Genomic DNA, 19360 nt, shown 5'->3' with positions numbered 1-19360 from the left:
TCGCAAGCCGCTCCTCACTTCAGACTATTCTCAATATGTGCCCAATACCGCTTCCGCAGAATTAAACTGAAGCACGTCTGGATCAAGATGAAGAGGACGAAGGACACAATGAACGGAAGCCACTTGAACATTGTGTCATCCTGCTGCTTGATGAAGAGCAAGAGCCCTGCGCTGTTCAATATTGCGAACAAACTCGGCAGGCCCATCATCAGGACGACGCGGGTTTTGACGATCTGATAGAGCTCAGGAATGCTGACGCCTATATTATAGAGCGCCCGGAATTGAACGAGATCTTTGTTCAAGTCAGAGTAGATTTTGAAATAGACGAAGCTGGCGCCGGCTGTGAAGAATACAGCTGTAATGAATAAGCCGATAAAGATCACAATGTACGGCATCTGCTGGAAGAGATATTCATAATAGGCGGCGAGGGAATATTGATAACGATCTTGAACTCCTTCCTGGCCTAGTCCTTTCTCCACGAGTGCGAACAAGGTTAATGCATTATTGCTATTCGTGAATTGATAACCGAAGAAAGTCATGCTTTCGCCTGCTGTGTTGGCTGCTAGTTCCTTGTACAGGGAATCAGTGATCACCAGTACGCTCCCGTTCTTACCTCGCAGCTCTGGCATCCAGTTCTTTTTGGTATCTAGTGGCTTTAACAGTTGCAGTGAGCTCGAATGGTTAGGTATCTGAATCGAGGTACGATTTTTCGCCATGTTTTCTTTTCCCCTGGAAAGCCATAACGCCTCACCTTCTTGCAATGGTGTGATCGGAGACTTGTAGAACTCGCCGAGACGCACATAATCTTGATATCGCATGAAATAATCCACATAGTTCTCTGGTGTTGTTGTGAAGCGCAACAATGGTATACGTTGTTTACTGTACGTTACGCCTGTTTGCTTCAGACTCTGCTCAATATATTGGATATGTGTATCCTGCTTCGGATTGTTCAAGTTGGAAACATAGTATAACTGAAACGGTTCTTTGTTCGGCGTTACGTCCATCAGAAATCGGATGGATACGAGGACGACAACACATAAGCAGGTAATGGTCCAGAGTATCGTAAGCAAATAGAACATCAGCCCATTCTCACGAATGCGAAGCTCTGTCTCCGATAATTTGAGCAGATTCGTCTTCCTCCAGAACAGCGAGCGAATCTTCTTCATCCAGCGCATAATGATAGGAAGGACATGCCTGAACAATCCATATAACCCAATATGAATGACCATAAACGCGATGAGAAAGGTCCCTATATCTTTTCTGAAAGCTTGCACGTAACTCCAGATCAAGCAGCATAGTGCGATGGTCGCGAAAATGTAGGAAGAATTACGGAATCGTAGTTTTCTGCGGCGAACCGTGAGCAGCTCCATCAGTGGTTGTCTGCCAATGAACAGATAGGACAATGGCGAGATGAAGATGAACAAGATGCCGTATGTGATGGCCGTTGTCTTCAATGCTTCGATTGGAAAATAGAACGTCATTGAGCTGCCGCCAACCGCAAGCGATGCGATGATCAGGAATAATTTCAGGAAGACAAGTCCTGTGACAGTCCCTGTTAGTATCGAACCGACGCCAATAATGGAAAATTCCAAGAATAGCATGAATCGCAGCTGCCTCTTCGTCATTCCGAGGATCGTCAGAATGCCGAACTGCTGACTGCGAGCTTGGACAAAGACGGCCGTGGAATAGAGAATGAAGATGAATGAGAAAAATACGATAGAGCTTGCCCCAAGCGTCATGCCGCCGGATACGATTTCATTGACCGTGCTTGGTAGAATTTTGGGATGTAGGCTAAAGGCAACGTATAAGAAGAAGATCATCACGGCGAAGGCGCTGCTGAAGAAATAGGCTGCATATTTCCGAGCATGCCGCTTGACATTGTTAAACGCGAATTGTAGAAAATTCATTCGCGTCCCCTCCTAGAAGCGCGATCGCATTGATGATCTTCTGATAGAATGCGGAACGATTCTGTCCCTGAACGATCTCATTGTAGAGCATTCCGTCCTTAATGAAGATCACCCGGTGGCAATAGCTGGCTGCGATCGGGTCATGGGTTACCATCATCATCGTGGTGCGATCGGTTTCATTAATCTGCTGAAGCGTCTCCATGACATGTCTGGATGCTTTAGAGTCCAAGTTCCCTGTCGGCTCATCGGCGAGCAGGAGCGATGGACGATGAATAATTGCGCGTGCGATTGCTGCTCGCTGCTGCTGTCCCCGTGATACTTCGAAAATACTGTTATCACGAATATCCTTGATCCCAAGCTTCTGAATAATGCTGCTCAGCCGCTCTTCCATTTCGGAGACGCGTACGCCGTCCAGCGTTAACGGAAGGATGATGTTCTCTCCAATTGTCAGCGTCTCAATGAGATGGAACTCTTGGAATACGAACCCGAGCTGTTGTCTTCGAAAAGCGGCAAGCTTGTTCTTGCGAAGCTTGTACGGGTTGCTGCCGTTAATGAGAATCTGGCCGGATGACGGCATATCAATCGTCGAGATCACATTTAAGAGCGTGGTCTTCCCACTGCCGGATGGTCCCATAATACCGACGAATTCGCCTTCACGGATCGTTAAGCTGAGGTCGGTCAATGCTCGGAACGCTTTGCGTCCGCTGTATACTTTATTGATATTTCGAACTTGAAGCATATCCACGCGCCTCACTCCTTTCGCCGGTAAGCATCGTCTTCGGTTGTATTGGTGAAATATATTCTTACACTTGTGCCTTCGCCTTGTTCCGAATCGACGGTGATGCGATGACCGAGTCGACTGCAGATCTCATGGACGAGATATAAGCCCATGCCGGTCGAAGCGGGATATTGTCTCCCATTATCTCCGGTAAAATACGGTTCGAATACACGTTCAACATCGTGCGCTGGAATACCAATGCCATAATCACGTACTTGGACCACGGTATGCTCCTGCTCCATGGAAGCGCTGATCTCGATGGTGCGGCTTTTGCCTGCGGAATATTTTACGGCATTGTTAATGATCTGACTAAAGACGAAGGTAAGCCATTTCTCATCGGACACGACCGTCTGGTTCTCAGCGATCCCGATTTTCGGGAAGACTTGACTGCGAATGAATAACCTTTTATTCTGCTTCACGAATTGCCCCATCATCTGGGCGAGGTCGACCTCTTCAATATAAAAGTCATGCTCGAAGCTATCCAGCCTAGCCATATAGAGCACGGTCTCAAGCCCCTTGGTTAGCCGGTCTGTCTCTTCCCGTATACTATCAAAAATCGGCTCATCTTCATCTTGAATCGTCATATGGATGACGGAGAGCGGTGTCTTCATATCATGCACCCATTGATTCATAAATGTAACATGGCGGTTCATACGATTCTCTGCCTGATGAAGCTCTTGCTGCATAAAATGAAACTGGTCAGTGAGCAAATCTTGCAATGCTTGTTCGATCGGTGTGAACTGTCTGCTCTTGGATGTGAAGATGGGCTCCATGGATGCCTCCGGATTCGATAATCTGGCATAGAACCCCCGTTTGGACACATATTGATAGACGAGGAAGACCAGTAACAGAAATAGACTTACGAAGAAGACGTAACTGATGGTCGATAGTGCTGAACCGTCATTAAAGGCATATACAATGGATGTTATAACAATTTGAAGTCCTAGAATAATCATTAATGGAACGTGATCACGAAGGAAAAGTCTCATGAGGAGACATCCGCCCATGTCACCTTCAGGCGATAGCCCGCGCCCCGGACCGTCTCGACCGCTTCTTCTATGCCAAGATCCTTCAGCTTCTTGCGAAGGCGCGTGACATACACATTGAGCGTATTCTCGTCCACGAAATGGTTCTCATCCCATAGCTTCTCCAGAATTCGATCACGGCTAACAACGCGAGGATAACGCTCCATGAGCACTTCCAGCAGCAACGATTCTTTCCGCAGCAGCTCTAGACTTTGATCCGCTAAGGAAACCTCCAGACGTTCAGGTAAGAGGGTAAGTCCGTGGAGACTTAAAGAACGTTCCGTAGCTTTTGGTGCATAGCTGCCATAGGCGCGGCGCAGGTGGCTGGCGATTTTGGCCATGACAATATCATAATCGAAAGGCTTGGTAATATAATCATCGGCACCGTGCTCTAGGGCCATCACTTGCTCCATTTTACCTTCCCTTGCTGAGATGAAGAGGATGGGACAGGTGGAGATTTGGCGGATTTGGCGGCACCAATAGAATCCATCGAACTTCGGCAAATTGACATCGAGCAGTACGAGATTGGGTTCGATCTGGGTGAACTGATCCGCAATGCGGTCGAAATCATCTGCGACGACAGCCTCATAGCCGTATTTTTCAAGCTGCTCTTTGAGCAAGGTGTATATCTTGGGATCATCTTCTACAATCATGATTCTATCCATGAGGGCATTTCTCTCCTTCAACAAGAGGTTCGTTATTTGCTAGTTATGATGATAAAGATTTCTTATTCGAAATACAAATCACGAGGCTGAAAATGTGCTACTAATTTAGTTGTAAGGTGGGGGCTTTTCCCCTATAATAACTAGGTGAAAGGCTGAAAGGCATAGCCTGAATTGAATAGGAAATCTGTAGGTCCCTATCTGTGCGAATGTCGTATAGATCGGGTTAAAAGGGAATCCGGTGCAAATCCGGGACGGTCCCGCCACTGTAATCTGGGGATGACCTCAATAGCCACTGTTCCATAGCAGGAATGGGAAGGCGAGGGCATGCAAGACCCATAAGTCAGGAGACCTGCCTATGGATACGAATGACAAACCTTCGAGGAAAGGGTTGCGCTCAGTTGGAAGACGTGTGACATGCAGTACGCATACATACGGATTTATTCCGAAATTGACGTGCCCCGGGTCCTTCAGGATCTGGGGTTTTCTCTGTTCAAACGTTCAGCATCAATAAAGAATAAGGGGAGAGAGACAAGGATGAAGATTTGGAAAGGTTTATCGACGTGGGCACTGATTCTCGCGCTCGTTGTCAGTATCGCTGCTTGCGGTACGAAGGGGACAGAAGACGCAGCGAAGCAAGGGGCTCAGACAGAGCAGAGCAAACAGGAGCAGAAGGACAATACAGAAACATCGGACCTCAAGACGAAGTATCCTCTTACGATTAAGGATGCGACTGGCGAGGAATTTACATTTGACAAAGCACCTGAACGTATCGTATCGGTATCGCCGGCAGAGACGGAGTCCCTCTTCGCACTCGGACTGGATCAACAAATCGTTGGTGTATCGGATTATGACGACTACCCAGCAGCAGCAAGCTCCAAGCCGAAAATGGGCAGTATTATGAAGCCGAATGAAGAAGCGGTTATCGGTGCCAATGCAGACATCGTCTTTACGGGAATTTCCATGAAAGAAGAATCCGTGAAGAAGCTTCGTGATCTGGGAATCAAAATTTTCAAAGTTGAACCGAAGACGCTTGAAGATATTATGAAAAATATCGAAGTGTACGGTCAAATTACGGATCGTCAAGCGGAAGCGAAGCAAGTGATCGATAAGATGAAGGCGGACCGCGATTCGGTCATCGAAGCGGTGAAGAATGTCGCTGCGGATCAGAAGAAGAAAGTATACATTGAATTCTCCCCAGGCTGGACGGTAGGTAAAGGCGAATTCATGGATGAGCTAATCTCGATCGCCGGCGGTGTGAACGTGGCATCCGACGTACAAGGCTGGGTGCAGATTAATGAAGAGAATATTATTCATTCGAATCCGAATGTCATTCTATTCGCGAATGATGCCAAAGATTATGAGACAGGCAAACCGATTAAAGATATCATTCTAGGTCGCAGCGGCTGGGATCAAATTGATGCGATCAAGAATAATCAAGTGATTGGCGTGGATGGCAACTTGCTTAGCAGACCAGGTCCACGTCTAACCGATGGCTTGATCGCCATGGCGAAGGCGATCTATCCGGATTTGGTGAAATAATGAACCGAACAGGATTGCTGTGGGGAGGAGGAGGAATACTCCTCCTCCTTTTTACGATTTGCGTCTCGGCTACCATTGGCTCAGTGCATATTCCGCTGCAGCAAATCCCAGCCATTCTGCTGCATCAGATTCCTTGGCTTCAAGATATGATTCCCAAGACGTGGCCAGGTTCCTATGAACAGATCTTATTAAAGGTACGGATTCCTCGCATTGCGATTGGGGTCTTGGTTGGCGCTTGCTTGTCCTTATCCGGTGCGGCATTTCAGGGGGTCTTGCGCAATCCGCTGGCGGACCCGTACACGCTGGGTGTATCATCTGGCGCCTCCGTTGGCGCAGCCTTTATGATCTATTTTGGCATCCAATATTCACTTGTTGGACAGTGGTCCGTACCCATTGTTGCTTTCACGACAGGGGTCTTAACCCTGTGGCTTGTGATGCGGCTTGCGCAAGATGAAGGCAAAATACCGACGGAACGCTTAATACTCGCTGGTGTTGTCATGCAGGCCTTCCTTGGGGCGTTCGTATCCTTACTCGTCGCGTTGTCGGATAAGACGATTAATGAAGTTATGTTCTGGCTCATGGGCAGCCTCTCGCTGCGTGGATGGGCATATACCGCGGTGCTTGGGCCGTATTTGATCGTTGGCTTTATTATTGTGATGGGTTACGCCAGGACGATGAATATCCTCGCGCTAGGGGAACGTGAAGCCGCGCATTTAGGGATTCGTGTGGATCGAACGAAGATGATTATTCTATTAACGGCGACATTTATGACGGCTGCTGCCGTATCCGTATCAGGTGTTATCGGCTTCGTCGGGTTGATCGTCCCTCATATGATTCGATTGCTGGTCGGCTCGAATTACAAACTGATCGTCCCGTTATCCGCAATTGGTGGTGGAATCTACATGGTGATTGCAGATACCCTTGCTCGATCGGTACTCGCACCCACTGAAATTCCGCTTGGCGTTGTAACCGCATTTATTGGCGCACCATTCTTCGCCTATCTGCTGCACCGTAACAAAAAAACGCGAAGGGGTCGATTGTCATGATCCGAGTCGAACATGTAGATAAGCATTATGGTGCTGCGAAGGTGCTGCAAAATATTCATTTTGAAGTGGAGTCAGGGACTTGTCTAGGTATCATCGGTCCGAACGGAAGCGGGAAATCAACGTTGCTGCAATGCATATCCGGCGTGGAGCCGGCTTCTGCGGGCGAGATCGTCATACGCAAACAACTTTTATCGCAGTATTCCCGAAAATCACTATCTCAGCATCTTGCGGTCTTACAGCAGGAGACGCTACCACCCGTTGGATATTCGGTGCAGGAGGTTCTTGAGATGGGAAGGTTCCCATTCCAGAATTGGCTCGGCCGGGATCAGACGGATGCATCCTCGCTTATCGCTGGGGTCGCGGAGCAATTGAATTTAGTGGAACTGCTCGATCGACCACTGCATGAACTTAGCGGTGGGCAACGGCAACGTGTCGCCCTTGGCAAAGTGATGGTTCAGCAGCCTGAAATTCTGCTGCTGGATGAACCAACGACGTATCTGGATATTCGTTATCAGCTGCAATTTATGGATTATGTACGGAAATGGCAGCGTGACTGCGGCTTGACGATCATCGCTGTTCTTCATGATCTGAACTTAGCGGCGCAATATTGTGATCAATTGCTTGTGCTGCATGAAGGGAAACAGGTAGCCATTGGCGAGCCAGCTGAAATATTAAGCCGGGAGCGCGTCCATGAAGTTTTTGGCACAGAACCGATTATTATTCCCCATCCTGTAAATGGCACGCCACAAATCTTGCTTCAACCGGGTTCCCATGAGACACTAGGAAATGAAGCAAAATAGAATTTTAATGACATCAATGAGAATCATACACAGATTGGAGCGAGATAATGAAAGAACAATTGGAGCAACTTATTTCACACATTGAACCGTTAGATGGGCAGATGGTCGAGGAAGCGATGCAGCATTTGGATCAGCTGACGAAGCCTCCAGGGAGCCTTGGTAAGCTTGAGAATATTGCGGCGCAGGTCGCAGGGATTACAGGTGAATTGCACCCGGCATTCGCGAAGAAAGCCGTTATCGTCATGGCAGGAGATCATGGCGTGTGTGAAGAAGGGATCAGTGCATTCCCCTCGGAAGTGACACCGCAGATGGTCTATAATTTCTTGAACGGCGGTGCAGCCGTGAATGTGTTGGCACGTCATGCAGGTGCGGATGTCGTATGTGTCGACATCGGCGTGAATGCAGATATGGAGCATCCTCAGCTGGTGTCCCGTAATGTCCGCAAAGGGACGGCGAATATGGCGAAGGGCCCAGCCATGTCACAAGATGAAGCGATCCAAGCTATTCTCGCAGGAGCTGAGATTGTGGAGCAGCATGTTGCCGATGGGTATAAGATCTTCGCGACAGGCGAGATGGGCATTGGGAACACGACAGCGAGTGCAGCCATTCTAAGTGTGCTCACGGGCATGTCATCCGAGGAGACGGTAGGACGCGGAACTGGCATCGATGATGAACGGATGTTACATAAGCAAGCGGTTGTTCGCCAAGCAATTCAAGTGAACCGTCCGAATGCGAAGGACCCGCTGGATGTCCTGGCGAAGGTAGGGGGACTCGAGATCGCTGGTCTGGTCGGCGTGATCCTTGGCGCAGCAAGACATCAGTGCCCTGTTGTGATTGATGGATTCATCTCTTCTGCAGCAGCGTTGATAGCCAGCCGTATTGAACCGCTAACAAGCGGTTATATGATCGGATCGCATCTATCCCAAGAACAAGGGCATGAGAGCCTGCTCGAAGAAATCGGATTAACGCCAGTGCTGCAATTGGACATGAGGCTTGGTGAAGGGACAGGTGCCGTGCTTGCCTTTACCTTGATCGATGCGGCAACGAAAATCATGCGCGAGATGGCAACCTTCGCAAGTGCGGGCGTAAGCTCAGGCGAATAAAGAAATGATGAATGGATGTATCATATGAGGGGAGAGAAAAGGCATGCCGATTCTGGTAACTGGCGGTGCGCGAAGTGGGAAGAGCTCCTTCGCAGAGAAGCTCTGCGCAAACTATGGCGATCGCGGAATCTACATCGCGACGGCACAACTCTACGATGATGAGATGCGAGAACGGGTTCGCATGCACCAAATGGAGCGGGATCAAGCTGCTTTCGAATGGAAGACGATCGAAGAACCCTACGACTTAATCGCCTTACTCGGAGATCTCGAAGGGTCGAAGATGATTCTCGTCGATTGCTTGACCCTGTGGCTCTCGAATATTCTACTTCGCTGTGAAGCGGAGCCGAATGCAACCGATCTGGTGAAGCAGCAGATTGAACAGTTGGTGGAACGAGTTCGAATTTACGCTGGTACGCTAATCTTCGTGACGAACGAGGTTGGCAGCGGGATTGTGCCGGAATATCCGCTAGGCAGGCAATATCGCGATCTAGCTGGTTATATGAATCGGAAGCTAGCGGGGGTCTGTGAACAAGTGTATCTAGTCACCGCAGGCATCCCGATCGAACTCAAGAGCAGGGCGGTTCAGTTATGAAACAAGCAGCGCAAGCCTGTGTAGCAGCCTTTCAATTCTTATCGAGGCTGCCGCTGCCGATTCAAATTCATTATTCCAAAGAGGTATTCGCTCGCAGCGTGGTGTTCTATCCGCTTGTTGGCGCAGTTCTCGGCGGGCTCGTCTGGGGCTTCGGCTACGGCAGCTCATTGCTCTTCCCTTTTGTACTAGCGGCCGTCCTGACCTTGGTCTGGACGGTTTCTTTGACAGGGGCCTTACATATTGATGGGTTAATGGATACCGCAGATGGGGTTCTAAGTCATCGTCCACGGGAACAAATGCTTGAAATTATGAAGGACAGCCGCGTCGGGGCGATGGGCGTCATCGTCTGTGTTCTTGCAATGCTGCTCAAGGCCGTTATTTTCTACACCTTGTTGGATCAGAAATGGTCTTGGGAGATCGTCCTGCCCTTCATTTGGAGCCGCTGGTTTATGGTCATTGGGATGGCAGCATTTCCTTATGCAAGGAAGGAATCTGGACTCGGCAGTTATTTTAAAGGCGTGAGTGCGCGGCATGTAACGGGAGCAACGCTGATGGCGGTTGTTGTATCTGTGCTGATCTGGATTGGTACTGCGATGTGGGGTGGCATAGGTACAATCATCGCATCAGACGGGTTATCTATTGTATGGATTGGGATGGGCGCGTTATTGCTCGGGATGATCATAGCAAGATCCATGGCGAATAAGCTCGGTGGTCTAACCGGCGACACTTATGGCGCATTGAACGAATGTTTGGAAATTCTACTGCTGCTTATATGTACAATAATCGTCTAGAAGGAGGCTAACCGCATGTCCAGTGAACGGCCTAAAGCAAGAACCATTATGCTGCAAGGAACGGCATCCGATGTAGGCAAGAGCATTGTGACGACGGCATTATGCCGGATTTTGAAGCAGGACGGATGGAAGGTTGCTCCTTATAAATCGCAGAACATGGCGCTAAATTCGTATGTGACGATGGATGGCAAAGAAATCGGGCGTGCGCAAGGCGTTCAAGCGGAAGCCTGTGAGGTCGCTGCAACAACCGATATGAACCCGATTCTCATCAAACCGATGAAAGAGATGAACGCACAGATCGTCGTCCATGGCAAACCCTATACGCAGTTAAGCGCGCGTGATTATCGGTCCGAATTTCTCCCTTTTGCCAAAACAACGGTAGTGGCTGCTCTTGAACGGTTGCGTGCTGCGTACGAAGTCGTTGTCATTGAAGGCGCAGGCAGTCCTGCGGAAATCAATTTGAAGCAAAATGATATCGTGAACATGAATCTAGCAGCGTGGGCAGAAGCACCTGTCCTGCTCGTTGCGGACATTGATCGCGGCGGCGTATTCGCTTCGCTGGTCGGAACGTTGGAACTCTTAGAACCGCATGAACGTGATCGTGTCAAGGGCTTCATTATTAATAAATTCCGCGGAGACCTCAGTTTGCTTCAGCCTGGTCTGGACTGGCTCGAAGAGCGGACGGGTATTCCCGTGGTCGGTGTACTGCCTTATTTGCCGAATATCGATATTGAGCAAGAGGACTCCGTCGTATTGGATGCATATAAAGGGAAGGCACTCGGGGACAATGAAGCATATGAACTCGATATTGCTGTCATCCGATATCCGCGAATCTCGAACTTTACGGATATTGACGCCTTGGTCGCGGAACAGGATGTTCGCGTTCGTTATGTGCAATCGCTCGCCGAGCTAGGGACGCCGGATGGGATTATTTTACCAGGAACGAAGAATACGATGGATGATTTACGCTTCTTACGTGAATCGGGTCTAGCTGACGCCATACTTACCTTCGCTCATGTTCATGAGGATGAGGGCCACTCTTCCTGTGACATCGTTGGTATTTGCGGTGGATATCAGATGCTGGGCGAACAGCTCCTTGATCCGCATGGGGTTGAGGTTGAAGCGGGAGCCGAAACGCTGGGGCTTAGTTTGCTTCCACTGCAGACAACCTTCTATGCGGAGAAGAAAACCGAACGGGTTCAAGGTGTTATCGATTGTTCGCAGCCGCAGTGGGGCCAAGGGAATGGCACAGCGATTACCGGGTATGAGATCCATATGGGTCAGACGATTCGATTGGATGGCAAGAAGGAATCCGTCTATCCGCTGTTCCAGATGTCCGATCTTAGGGCGGAAGGATTAGCATCGGAAAATGGTCAAGTATGGGGCACGTATTTGCACGGGGTCTTCCATAATGATGTCTTCCGTCGACAGTGGCTCAATCAGATACGTACGCGCAAAGGATTGCGTGCGATCGAGGATATCGTTCCATTTGCAGACCGACAGCAGCTCGCCTTCGATCGATTGGCTGATGAGACGCGGAAATCCATGAATATCGCATTAATCTATGAGATTGCTGGCTTACCAGCACGAACAGCTAAGGAACCCTCGATCTCTGAATAGAAAGGAATTAGAGCATGCAAGCAATGAAAGTACGAAAGACGCCATTGTATCTTACACTCGTAGGACTTATCGCATCCATCGTCGTGGCGTATTTCGTAGCGACCAACCGTATCTCCGCATTTGATGATGCGATTATTCACTTTGTACAAGGGAAGGAGTCGCCCTTCTGGACGGGATTTGCAAAATTCTGTGCCTTTATCGGATCGACGTTACCTGTCATCGTTATCGCGATTATTACCATGTTATTCCTATTTTTTGTTCTGAAGCATCGCGAAGAATTAATCCTCTTCGTCATTGTAGTCGGTGGCTCGGCATTACTGAATGTGGTGTTAAAAAGATTATTTACACGTGAACGTCCGACAATTCACAGGATACTAGAAGAAACAGGTTATAGTTTCCCATCGGGGCACGCCATGGCTGCTTTCTCGCTATATGGGGTCATTGTTTTCCTGCTCTGGAAGCACATTCGGCCGAGATGGGGACGTGTTTTGCTGTTAATTCTTGGTTCGTTGATCATTGCGATGATCGGAATTAGCCGCGTCTATGCGGGCGTGCACTATCCGAGTGATGTACTCGCTGGCTACCTGGTATCAGGCAGTTGGCTTGCATTTTGTATCTATTGGTATCAGTGGTACCGAGAGCGTAAAACATCTGGAAAATAATGAGATTCCCAAATTTTTGGTAATGATCGCATCTTATGACGTATGTTACACTTCCTTCAGTGAATGAGGGCTTAGCATTCACACAACAAAATGCAATGCATACAAGGAGGATTTATACCATATGAAGAAGAAGATGATGAATCGTTTCTCCAAGACGGTTATGGTCACTGCGGTGGCATGTGCGTGGATGTTGCCAACAGCAGTTTCAGCTGCACCAGTTCAAGGCAACTGGAATGATATTATTAATAATTTCTTGAAAAATATGCCGAAGCAAGTTCAGGTTGTAGGTGGTGGCGCATGCCCGACATTCCCAGGAAACGTGACATTCCCAACGTATCCTCAGCAGCCGCCGGTTATGCCTACCGTTCCAACAGTACCAACGAAACCTGTACAGCCAAGCAAGCCAACGGTACCAACGCAACCAACGAAGCCAACTCCGCCGACAAATGACAATAAGCCAACACAACCGAATCAAGGGGATACTAGCTTCGCTGCACAAGTTGTGAACTTAGTGAACCAAGAACGTGCAAAGGCTGGTCTGCAGCCGCTATCGACAGACAGCAGACTTGCTGCAATGGCTCTAGATAAAGCAAAAGATATGTATAGCAACAACTATTTCGATCATCAATCCCCAACGTACGGTTCGCCATTTGATATGATGAAGCAATATAACATTGCTTTTGGTTATGCAGGTGAGAACATTGCGAAAGGTCAGACAACACCACAGCAAGTGATGAATGACTGGATGAACAGTTCAGGTCACCGTGCGAATATCTTGAATGCGAACTTCACACACATTGGTGTAGCGTACTACCAAGGTGAATGGGTGCAAGAATTCATCAGCAAAGCATAATTGCACAAATCGTACAAACAAAGGCAGTTCCCGTCCATGGGAGCTGCCTATTTTTTTGCTATAATAAGAAGTAACAAGACCGAGAGGGGCGAACGAAATTGATTGTCTATCAGAACAGTCGAATTACAGTATTCCAGAGCGCGTTGTATCATACGACATCTTCAGTTATTACTTTGGATGAATGTACAATTGTCGTAGACCCGACATGGTTGCCGCAAGAGGTTCGTGAGATTCGTGATTACGTCGATCAAGTAGGCAGAGGCTGGCCCATCTATCTGCTCTTCACACATAGCGATTGGGATCATATTCTAGGCTACGGCGCATTTCCTGAAGCGAAGGTGATCGCGAGCGAGAAGCTACATCATCATCCGAATCCGGATGAAATCGTGGAACAGATTAAGTCCTTTGACGATAAGTTTTACTTAACCCGGGATTATGAGCTGAAATATCCTGTCGCCGATATCCTGATTGCCGAGAATGGACAGCAGGTTCAATTGGGGCAGACGCTCTTGACGTTCTATCTTGCGCCGGGCCATACGGATGATGGGATCGTAACGGTCATCGACCCGGAGGGTATTTTGCTGGCTGGAGATTATTGTTCGGATATCGAGTTTCCGTATATCTACTCTAGCAGTAGCGATTACGTAGCGACGATGCGTCAACTGCATCAGGTCCTGGAGAAGCATGATATTCGGGTGCTTGCTCCAGGTCACGGGAATATTACGACGGATACGAGTGAAATGAAGACGCGGATTGATCAGTCGATTGCTTATATCGAGACGCTGCGCCAACACATTATCGAAGGGAACCAGGAAGCTATCGATGCCATGATCGAAGGCGTACCTTTCCCACGGAACATGAAGAATTATCATGCAAGCAATCAAGAACAAATTCGTAAAGAATTAGGGTTGTAATAACCAGAACCCCAGGGCTCCGCCAACTGACTTAGGACGGGATCGCCTTGGGGTTCTTCGTATAAGGATTTAGAATGCCATGCTCAAATAACTCAACGTTCCGAGATCATAGCTGCGATGAATCACTTGCGGCTTCGATGAACCACTGCCCATCGCGATAAAGAACGGTACGAAATGCTCGGCACGAGGTACGGCCTGGCGTGCGTATGGCGCAAGTTGGTCATAGGCGAACAGGGATGGCAGATCGCCGTGCTCGACCTTATTCAATAACCAATCATCAAAAGCAACAGCCCAGGCCTCAGGCTCCTTCTGACCCCAATTAAGCAATCGCAGATTGTGTACCGTGACGCCACTGCCGATGATGAGGATGTCTTCATCGCCTAGACCTTGCAGCGCTTGACCGATCTTATACTGTGCTTCTGCCGCAAGATAAGGATGAACCGAAATTTGGACGACCGGAATATCTGCGGCAGGATACATGCGATGCAGCAGCGTCCAAGATCCATGATCCAGTCCTCGAGTCGCATCGGCGCGCGTCTCGATACCAGCTTGTTTAAACCGCTCAGCGAGTTGATTGGCAAGCTGCGAGGAGCCTTTGGCAGGGTAGACAACCTCATACAAGGCATCCGGGAATCCGCCGAAATCGTAAATGGTCTCATAGACTTGATCATGCGTGGAAATCGTAAGCACTTCACTTTCCCAGTGTGCGGTGAAAATGACAATGGCTTTCGGCTTCCATTGTTGTCCAAGTTGTTCGAGGAACGCTGTATACGGTGTATCTTCAATGGCGAGCATCGGGGATCCATGGGCAAGAAATAATGATGGTATCATAGGAATGACCTCCTGAATCGTTAATTAGTAACTTACTTTATATAAGTTAGTATATTTTTATTACATACTAAAGTCAAGTGTTTTATGATATTGAAAAAGACTGCATCCCTATCGTAGGAGATGCAGTCTTTCTTATGGTCTTTGATTAGATTGCCCAGTTGCCGCCACGGAATACCGGAACTACAGTACCGTCTTGTTGAATGCCATCGATGTCCATGTTCGCAGAACCAATCATGAAGTCGACGTGTGTAATACTTGCGTTCACACCACTCGCATCCAATTCTTCTCTTGTCATTGTTTTGCCGCCTTCAACGTTGAACGCATAACCACTGCCGATCGCGAGGTGGTTGGATGCATTTTCATCGAATAAGGTATTGAAGAACAAAATGTTGGACTGTGAGATAGGGGACTCATGTGGAACAAGTGCAACTTCGCCCAAGTAGTGTGAGCCCTCATCTGTATCTACAAGCTGTTGCAAGATCGCTTGCCCTTGCTCGGCTTCAACCTTAACGATACGTCCTTCTTCAAAAGTTAATTTGAAGTTATCGATAATATTGCCGCCATAGCTCAGAGGCTTCGTGCTGGATACGTATCCGTTAACACCGTTTCTGTAAGGTACTGTAAATACCTCTTCAGTTGGCATATTCGCCATGAATGCAACATTGCTCTCACTGGTGCTGCCTGCGCCCACCCAGAGATGCTTCTCAGGCAATTCGATCGTGAGATCTGTTCCAGGTGCCGTGTAGTGAAGTTTGTGGAAGTGGTATCCGTTCAATACTTCGACTTTCTTATGTAGGTTCGCGTTGTGTTCTTCCCATGCTTGAACCGGATCAGGTGTATTCAGACGAACAGATTCGAAGATCGCATTCCATAATAGCACTTGTGCTTCATCTGGCGTTACGTCTGGGAAGATCTTCGCAGCCCAGTTCTTCGTTGCAGCCGCAACAACCGTCCAGCTTACTTTGTCCGATTGTACATATTGACGGTACTTCTCGAGCGCCTGTCCTGAAGCTTTCTGGAAACTGCCGATTCGCTGTGGATCAATGCCTTTGAGCAAATCCGGGTTCGGGGATACGATCGCGATGAATGCTGCACGCGCATCCAAGAACGTATTACGCTTCGCAACTTCCCACTCTGGGAACTTCGTGAAGTGGTCGTCGGACGCGTTCTCGTATTTCAGTCGGGAGAGGGCCTCGTCTACCCAATCCACATGTACGTTGCTTGCGCCAGCTTCATACGCTTTCTTCGCCACGAGGCGGACGAGTTCTGTCATTTCGGTAGAACCTGTAATAAAGACTTGCTGGTCTTGTTGGACGTTAACGCCCACTTTAACGATAAGTTCGGCATATTGCGCTAATTGTTGTTCGAAAGTTGCCATGCGATCAATCTCCTTTTATTTCACGCAGAATTCTGCTTGGGATATGTTCTTATTGTATCAAATTTTCTCAATTTCTACATCGTTCCAACAACAAAGAAAATCTCGGCATCCATGATGTCGAGATATCCTGTATATGTAGTACCTATATTATTGACCAGATAGTCGATACCCCGCATGATTTGTTGGTCCAACATACTGATTTAATGCGAACGAATGGCGAATGGCCTCGGTAATGAATGCCTTCGCGGTATGAATGGCTTCTTTAACTTCGCGGCCTTTCGCGAGCTCTGCGGTGATCGCTGCGGAATAGGTGCAGCCTGCACCATGCGTGAAGGAAGTGCTGAATTTCTCGGATTGGAGCAGTTCGAAGTTCTTGCCGTCATAGAGTACATCTACGGCTGCTTGTTCACTAGTCAGTTTACCGCCGCCTTTGACAAGGACATAAGCAGCGCCTTTCTCATGAATCTTCGCCGCAGCTTCTTTCATTTCATCCACGGTCTTAATCGGTGCCATACCGCTAAGCTGAGAAGCTTCGAATAGGTTCGGTGTCACGACAAGCGCCTTTGGTACGAGAATATCGCGTAGCGCTTCATTCGTCTCTGGGTGAAGGGCTTCATCTGCACCCTTACATACCATGACAGGATCGATAACGAAATTTCTAACGTTATATTGGTCGATCTTGCGTGCGACAAGTTCAATGATTTCAGTCGATCCGAGCATGCCGACTTTGGCAGCATCGACACCGATGCCTGCAAGAACGGTCTCGATTTGCTTCTCAAGTAGTGATAATTCGATCGGGAATACATCATGGAACCAGCCATTGTGCGGATCTTGAGCGACAATGACGGTGATTGCGGTCATGCCGAATACACCGCGTTCCTGAAACGTTTTGAGATCGGCTTGAAGGCCTGCACCGCCACTTGTATCGGAGCCGGCAATGGTTAGTGCTTTGTGCATCATAGTAATCTGTCCCCTTTGCTTCTATATCCCATTAGTATAAGGTTTTGGTCTCTGAAAGTTAAGTTATAATTTAATATTTGCGAATCGCGTTCGTTCCATGCTGTACGGCAAATAGATGAAGATTGGTCCCATTTTTAGATAAAAAAGGGGAAGCATGGCATACTCCATGTTGAATATAATGACGATGTAAGGGTTTACAATATTCATTCTAGTAGGAGGGGTAACATGAATCACATTCCAATCGGTCTACAATTATTCTCTGTTCGCGAATCGATGGCCCAAGATTTCTTAGGTACGTTACGTCAAGTGGCGGACATCGGTTATACCCATGTGGAGTTCGCTTTTCATAACACATCGAATGATGGTAGCTTCGAGGTTGGTTATACAGCGCAAGAGCTCAAATCGAATATGGAGCAGATGGGGCTCCAGGTTGTAACGAGTCATGTCTCCTATCATCCGAATTTAGACTGGGATCAAGTCATTCGTTATAATGCAGAGCTGGGCAGCGGCGGTGTTGTTTTGCCCGGTTATTTCTTCAAGGATAAGGATGATGCGCTTCGTCTGGCAGAATGGTTGAATGCTTCTGGGAAGAAGTGCAGAGCGGAAGGCATGGACTTCTATTACCACAATCATTTTCATGAATTCCAGGCGTTCGATGGTCAGACAATCATGGATATTCTGCTGGAGAATACCGATCCGTCACATGTGCTTGTGGAATTCGATACATATTGGGCTATGCGGGCAGGCGTGGATCCGATCGCGTATATGGACCAGCTGGGAAGCCGACTTGGGTTATTACATCAGAAAGATTTGAGCGCTTCTGCATCGCCCGTGAACTTATTCGAGCTCGAGCAAGTCTCGGGTGTCCTAACGCCGGAGGTTGTCTTCAGTACCGTGAAACCAGAGGATTTCGTCGAGATTGGAACAGGTGTAATGGATATTCCGGGAATCTTGAAGAAAGCAGAAGAACTCGAATCGGTAAAATATATTATTCTGGAGCAGGATGTAACGACGAAGTCCGAGCTTGAGAGTGTGCGTGAAAGCTATCAGAATATGATGAAGCTGCTTAAGTAGTACATTGAGATTCGCCTGATGGACCTTCTTACACGACCTGTGAAGAAGGTTTTTTGGTGTTCAATCCAGGGTTTCCCGTCTATACTAAGAACATTATGATGGTAAAGGATATGGATATTGTGGAGAGACAAACGAGACAAGACCCGCGTGTGATGCGGACCAAACGATTACTTCGCGATGCACTGATTAGGCTCATGGAAGAACGGGAATTCGATCATATTACCGTACAGGATATCTCCGATCACGCGACAGTGAAGCGGGCAACGTTCTATCTGCATTTCAAGGATAAGGTTGATTTGCTAGAGAGTTGTATCGATACGGTATTGGATGAGTTTGAGCGTGAAGTGAGTATTCGTCATGAAGATGAGAAATTCGATTATACAATAGGTAAGCCGCACCCGAATTTTATTCAGATGTTCCATCAGATCGCAATACATTTTCATTTTTATCGTGCACTGCTAGTAACGAATCGCATTCCTTATTTTACGCAAGGCTTAATGGCAGTCATTCATGAGTTCGTCTCAACCGGGATTAACCGTACAGAGCCGGATGATAACAACCTAACAGCGAGACGAGAAATTATTATTAAATATGTCGAATCTGCTTTTCTTGAAGTGATCATCTGGTGGATAGAGCAGAATATGCCGTATTCCGAAGAAGAAATGGCATCACAATTGATGGATCTATCCATACAAGGGCCGTATATTCGTAATCCGGTATTGGAAGCGAAGAAAGAGCAGTAATACAACATCGACTGGACACAATATAGCGAGAGAGCCCTCATCCAACGTGGACGGGGGCTTATTTTTGATTGATATTCGA

General features: G+C 48.0%; 19 protein-coding genes and 1 riboswitch. Of the genes, 12 read left to right on the top strand and 7 right to left on the bottom strand.

Annotation, left to right across the window (positions count from 1 at the left end; all coding sequences use genetic code 11):
* Positions 1 to 14 precede the first annotated feature (14 nt).
* From C558_RS0111285 to C558_RS0111270, 4 genes are read right to left on the bottom strand one after another with little or no spacing between them, the layout of a single operon-like run.
* Positions 15 to 1907: an FtsX-like permease family protein gene (locus C558_RS0111285; protein WP_018756379.1), complete on the bottom strand. Its 1893-nt coding sequence runs from the start codon at positions 1905 to 1907 to the stop codon at positions 15 to 17.
* The gene (locus C558_RS0111280) at positions 1882 to 2652 is read right to left on the bottom strand and encodes an ABC transporter ATP-binding protein (RefSeq protein ID WP_018756378.1); all 771 of its coding nucleotides are present in this window, start codon (positions 2650 to 2652) and stop codon (positions 1882 to 1884) included. Before C558_RS0111280 ends, C558_RS0111285 begins: the two co-directional genes overlap by 26 nt.
* A gap of 5 nt (positions 2653 to 2657) precedes the next feature.
* On the bottom strand, positions 2658 to 3674 hold the full coding sequence (locus tag C558_RS30870) for a sensor histidine kinase (RefSeq protein ID WP_018756377.1): 1017 nt from the start codon (positions 3672 to 3674) through the stop codon (positions 2658 to 2660).
* Positions 3671 to 4375 (bottom strand): response regulator transcription factor, encoded by a 705-nt coding sequence (locus C558_RS0111270; protein WP_018756376.1) that lies wholly within the window; start codon positions 4373 to 4375, stop codon positions 3671 to 3673. The genes C558_RS30870 and C558_RS0111270 overlap by 4 nt, the downstream gene beginning before the upstream one ends.
* A 171-nt stretch (positions 4376 to 4546) precedes the next feature.
* A riboswitch (cobalamin riboswitch) is annotated at positions 4547 to 4746 on the top strand.
* A gap of 163 nt (positions 4747 to 4909) precedes the next feature.
* On the opposite strand from C558_RS0111270, the gene C558_RS0111265 reads away from it, so the two are divergent.
* The 10 genes from C558_RS0111265 (at position 4910) to C558_RS0111220 (ending at position 14295) form a co-directional block, all read left to right on the top strand.
* Positions 4910 to 5914: an ABC transporter substrate-binding protein gene (locus C558_RS0111265; protein WP_018756375.1), complete on the top strand. Its 1005-nt coding sequence runs from the start codon at positions 4910 to 4912 to the stop codon at positions 5912 to 5914.
* A complete protein-coding gene (locus C558_RS0111260; RefSeq protein WP_018756374.1) occupies positions 5914 to 6960 on the top strand; it encodes a FecCD family ABC transporter permease in 1047 nt (348 codons plus the stop codon). The genes C558_RS0111265 and C558_RS0111260 overlap by 1 nt, the downstream gene beginning before the upstream one ends.
* Positions 6957 to 7760 (top strand): ABC transporter ATP-binding protein, encoded by an 804-nt coding sequence (locus C558_RS0111255; RefSeq protein ID WP_018756373.1) that lies wholly within the window; start codon positions 6957 to 6959, stop codon positions 7758 to 7760. Before C558_RS0111260 ends, C558_RS0111255 begins: the two co-directional genes overlap by 4 nt.
* Before the next feature lie 47 nt (positions 7761 to 7807).
* Positions 7808 to 8863 carry a nicotinate-nucleotide--dimethylbenzimidazole phosphoribosyltransferase gene (cobT, locus tag C558_RS0111250; RefSeq protein WP_018756372.1) on the top strand — a complete coding sequence of 352 codons (1056 nt, stop codon included), beginning with the start codon at positions 7808 to 7810 and terminating at the stop codon, positions 8861 to 8863.
* A 43-nt stretch (positions 8864 to 8906) separates the two neighbouring features.
* Positions 8907 to 9455 (top strand): bifunctional adenosylcobinamide kinase/adenosylcobinamide-phosphate guanylyltransferase, encoded by a 549-nt coding sequence (gene cobU, locus C558_RS0111245; RefSeq protein WP_018756371.1) that lies wholly within the window; start codon positions 8907 to 8909, stop codon positions 9453 to 9455.
* The gene (cobS, locus tag C558_RS0111240) at positions 9452 to 10246 is read left to right on the top strand and encodes an adenosylcobinamide-GDP ribazoletransferase (RefSeq protein WP_018756370.1); all 795 of its coding nucleotides are present in this window, start codon (positions 9452 to 9454) and stop codon (positions 10244 to 10246) included. The genes cobU and cobS overlap by 4 nt, the downstream gene beginning before the upstream one ends.
* Positions 10247 to 10261: 15 nt before the next feature.
* Positions 10262 to 11866, top strand: coding sequence for a cobyric acid synthase (locus C558_RS0111235; RefSeq protein ID WP_018756369.1), 1605 nt, complete (start codon positions 10262 to 10264; stop codon positions 11864 to 11866).
* Between the two features lie 14 nt (positions 11867 to 11880).
* A complete protein-coding gene (locus C558_RS0111230) occupies positions 11881 to 12528 on the top strand; it encodes a phosphatase PAP2 family protein (protein ID WP_018756368.1) in 648 nt (215 codons plus the stop codon).
* A gap of 121 nt (positions 12529 to 12649) precedes the next feature.
* On the top strand, positions 12650 to 13381 hold the full coding sequence (locus C558_RS0111225; RefSeq protein WP_018756367.1) for a CAP domain-containing protein: 732 nt from the start codon (positions 12650 to 12652) through the stop codon (positions 13379 to 13381).
* A 98-nt stretch (positions 13382 to 13479) separates the two neighbouring features.
* A complete protein-coding gene (locus C558_RS0111220; protein ID WP_018756366.1) occupies positions 13480 to 14295 on the top strand; it encodes an MBL fold metallo-hydrolase in 816 nt (271 codons plus the stop codon).
* Positions 14296 to 14364: 69 nt separating this feature from the next.
* On the opposite strand, the gene C558_RS0111215 is transcribed toward C558_RS0111220, so the two are convergent.
* From C558_RS0111215 to pdxK, 3 genes are all read right to left on the bottom strand, one after another.
* The gene (locus tag C558_RS0111215; protein ID WP_018756365.1) at positions 14365 to 15126 is read right to left on the bottom strand and encodes a DODA-type extradiol aromatic ring-opening family dioxygenase; all 762 of its coding nucleotides are present in this window, start codon (positions 15124 to 15126) and stop codon (positions 14365 to 14367) included.
* A gap of 145 nt (positions 15127 to 15271) precedes the next feature.
* Positions 15272 to 16504 (bottom strand): aminopeptidase, encoded by a 1233-nt coding sequence (locus C558_RS0111210; protein ID WP_018756364.1) that lies wholly within the window; start codon positions 16502 to 16504, stop codon positions 15272 to 15274.
* 147 nt (positions 16505 to 16651) lie between these two features.
* Entirely contained in the window at positions 16652 to 17461 is an 810-nt protein-coding gene (pdxK, locus tag C558_RS0111205; protein ID WP_026263851.1) for a pyridoxine/pyridoxal/pyridoxamine kinase, read from the bottom strand.
* A gap of 228 nt (positions 17462 to 17689) precedes the next feature.
* Between pdxK and C558_RS0111200 the strand changes: the two genes are divergently transcribed.
* Together C558_RS0111200 and C558_RS0111195 are read left to right on the top strand one after the other, a co-directional pair.
* Positions 17690 to 18538: a sugar phosphate isomerase/epimerase family protein gene (locus C558_RS0111200; protein WP_018756362.1), complete on the top strand. Its 849-nt coding sequence runs from the start codon at positions 17690 to 17692 to the stop codon at positions 18536 to 18538.
* Positions 18539 to 18657: 119 nt separating this feature from the next.
* Complete coding sequence (locus C558_RS0111195) at positions 18658 to 19281, top strand: TetR/AcrR family transcriptional regulator (RefSeq protein ID WP_169445357.1); 624 nt, start codon at positions 18658 to 18660, stop codon at positions 19279 to 19281.
* The last annotated feature ends 79 nt before the right edge of the window (positions 19282 to 19360 follow it).

The sequence above is a fragment of the Paenibacillus terrigena DSM 21567 genome, from assembly GCF_000374845.1.
Classification (GTDB): Bacteria; Bacillota; Bacilli; order Paenibacillales; family Paenibacillaceae; genus Paenibacillus_K; species Paenibacillus_K terrigena.
Note: the sequence above shows the minus strand (reverse complement) of the source record. Positions and strands in the feature narration are given on the sequence as shown.

Excerpts from the sequence above, each read along its gene's own strand:
- cobT (WP_018756372.1), top strand. The coding sequence starts at position 7,808 with ATGAAAGAACAATTGGAGCAACTTATTTCACACATTGAACCGTTAGAT.
- C558_RS0111260 (WP_018756374.1), top strand. The coding sequence starts at position 5,914 with ATGAACCGAACAGGATTGCTGTGGGGAGGAGGAGGAATACTCCTCCTC.
- C558_RS0111200 (WP_018756362.1), top strand. The coding sequence starts at position 17,690 with ATGAATCACATTCCAATCGGTCTACAATTATTCTCTGTTCGCGAATCG.
- C558_RS0111255 (WP_018756373.1), top strand. The coding sequence starts at position 6,957 with ATGATCCGAGTCGAACATGTAGATAAGCATTATGGTGCTGCGAAGGTG.
- C558_RS0111230 (WP_018756368.1), top strand. The coding sequence starts at position 11,881 with ATGCAAGCAATGAAAGTACGAAAGACGCCATTGTATCTTACACTCGTA.
- C558_RS0111210 (WP_018756364.1), bottom strand. The coding sequence starts at position 16,504 with ATGGCAACTTTCGAACAACAATTAGCGCAATATGCCGAACTTATCGTT.
- C558_RS0111235 (WP_018756369.1), top strand. The coding sequence starts at position 10,262 with ATGTCCAGTGAACGGCCTAAAGCAAGAACCATTATGCTGCAAGGAACG.
- C558_RS0111215 (WP_018756365.1), bottom strand. The coding sequence starts at position 15,126 with ATGATACCATCATTATTTCTTGCCCATGGATCCCCGATGCTCGCCATT.
- C558_RS0111270 (WP_018756376.1), bottom strand. The coding sequence starts at position 4,375 with ATGGATAGAATCATGATTGTAGAAGATGATCCCAAGATATACACCTTG.
- C558_RS0111265 (WP_018756375.1), top strand. The coding sequence starts at position 4,910 with ATGAAGATTTGGAAAGGTTTATCGACGTGGGCACTGATTCTCGCGCTC.
- cobS (WP_018756370.1), top strand. The coding sequence starts at position 9,452 with ATGAAACAAGCAGCGCAAGCCTGTGTAGCAGCCTTTCAATTCTTATCG.
- C558_RS0111285 (WP_018756379.1), bottom strand. The coding sequence starts at position 1,907 with ATGAATTTTCTACAATTCGCGTTTAACAATGTCAAGCGGCATGCTCGG.
- cobU (WP_018756371.1), top strand. The coding sequence starts at position 8,907 with ATGCCGATTCTGGTAACTGGCGGTGCGCGAAGTGGGAAGAGCTCCTTC.
- C558_RS30870 (WP_018756377.1), bottom strand. The coding sequence starts at position 3,674 with ATGAGACTTTTCCTTCGTGATCACGTTCCATTAATGATTATTCTAGGA.
- C558_RS0111225 (WP_018756367.1), top strand. The coding sequence starts at position 12,650 with ATGAAGAAGAAGATGATGAATCGTTTCTCCAAGACGGTTATGGTCACT.
- pdxK (WP_026263851.1), bottom strand. The coding sequence starts at position 17,461 with ATGCACAAAGCACTAACCATTGCCGGCTCCGATACAAGTGGCGGTGCA.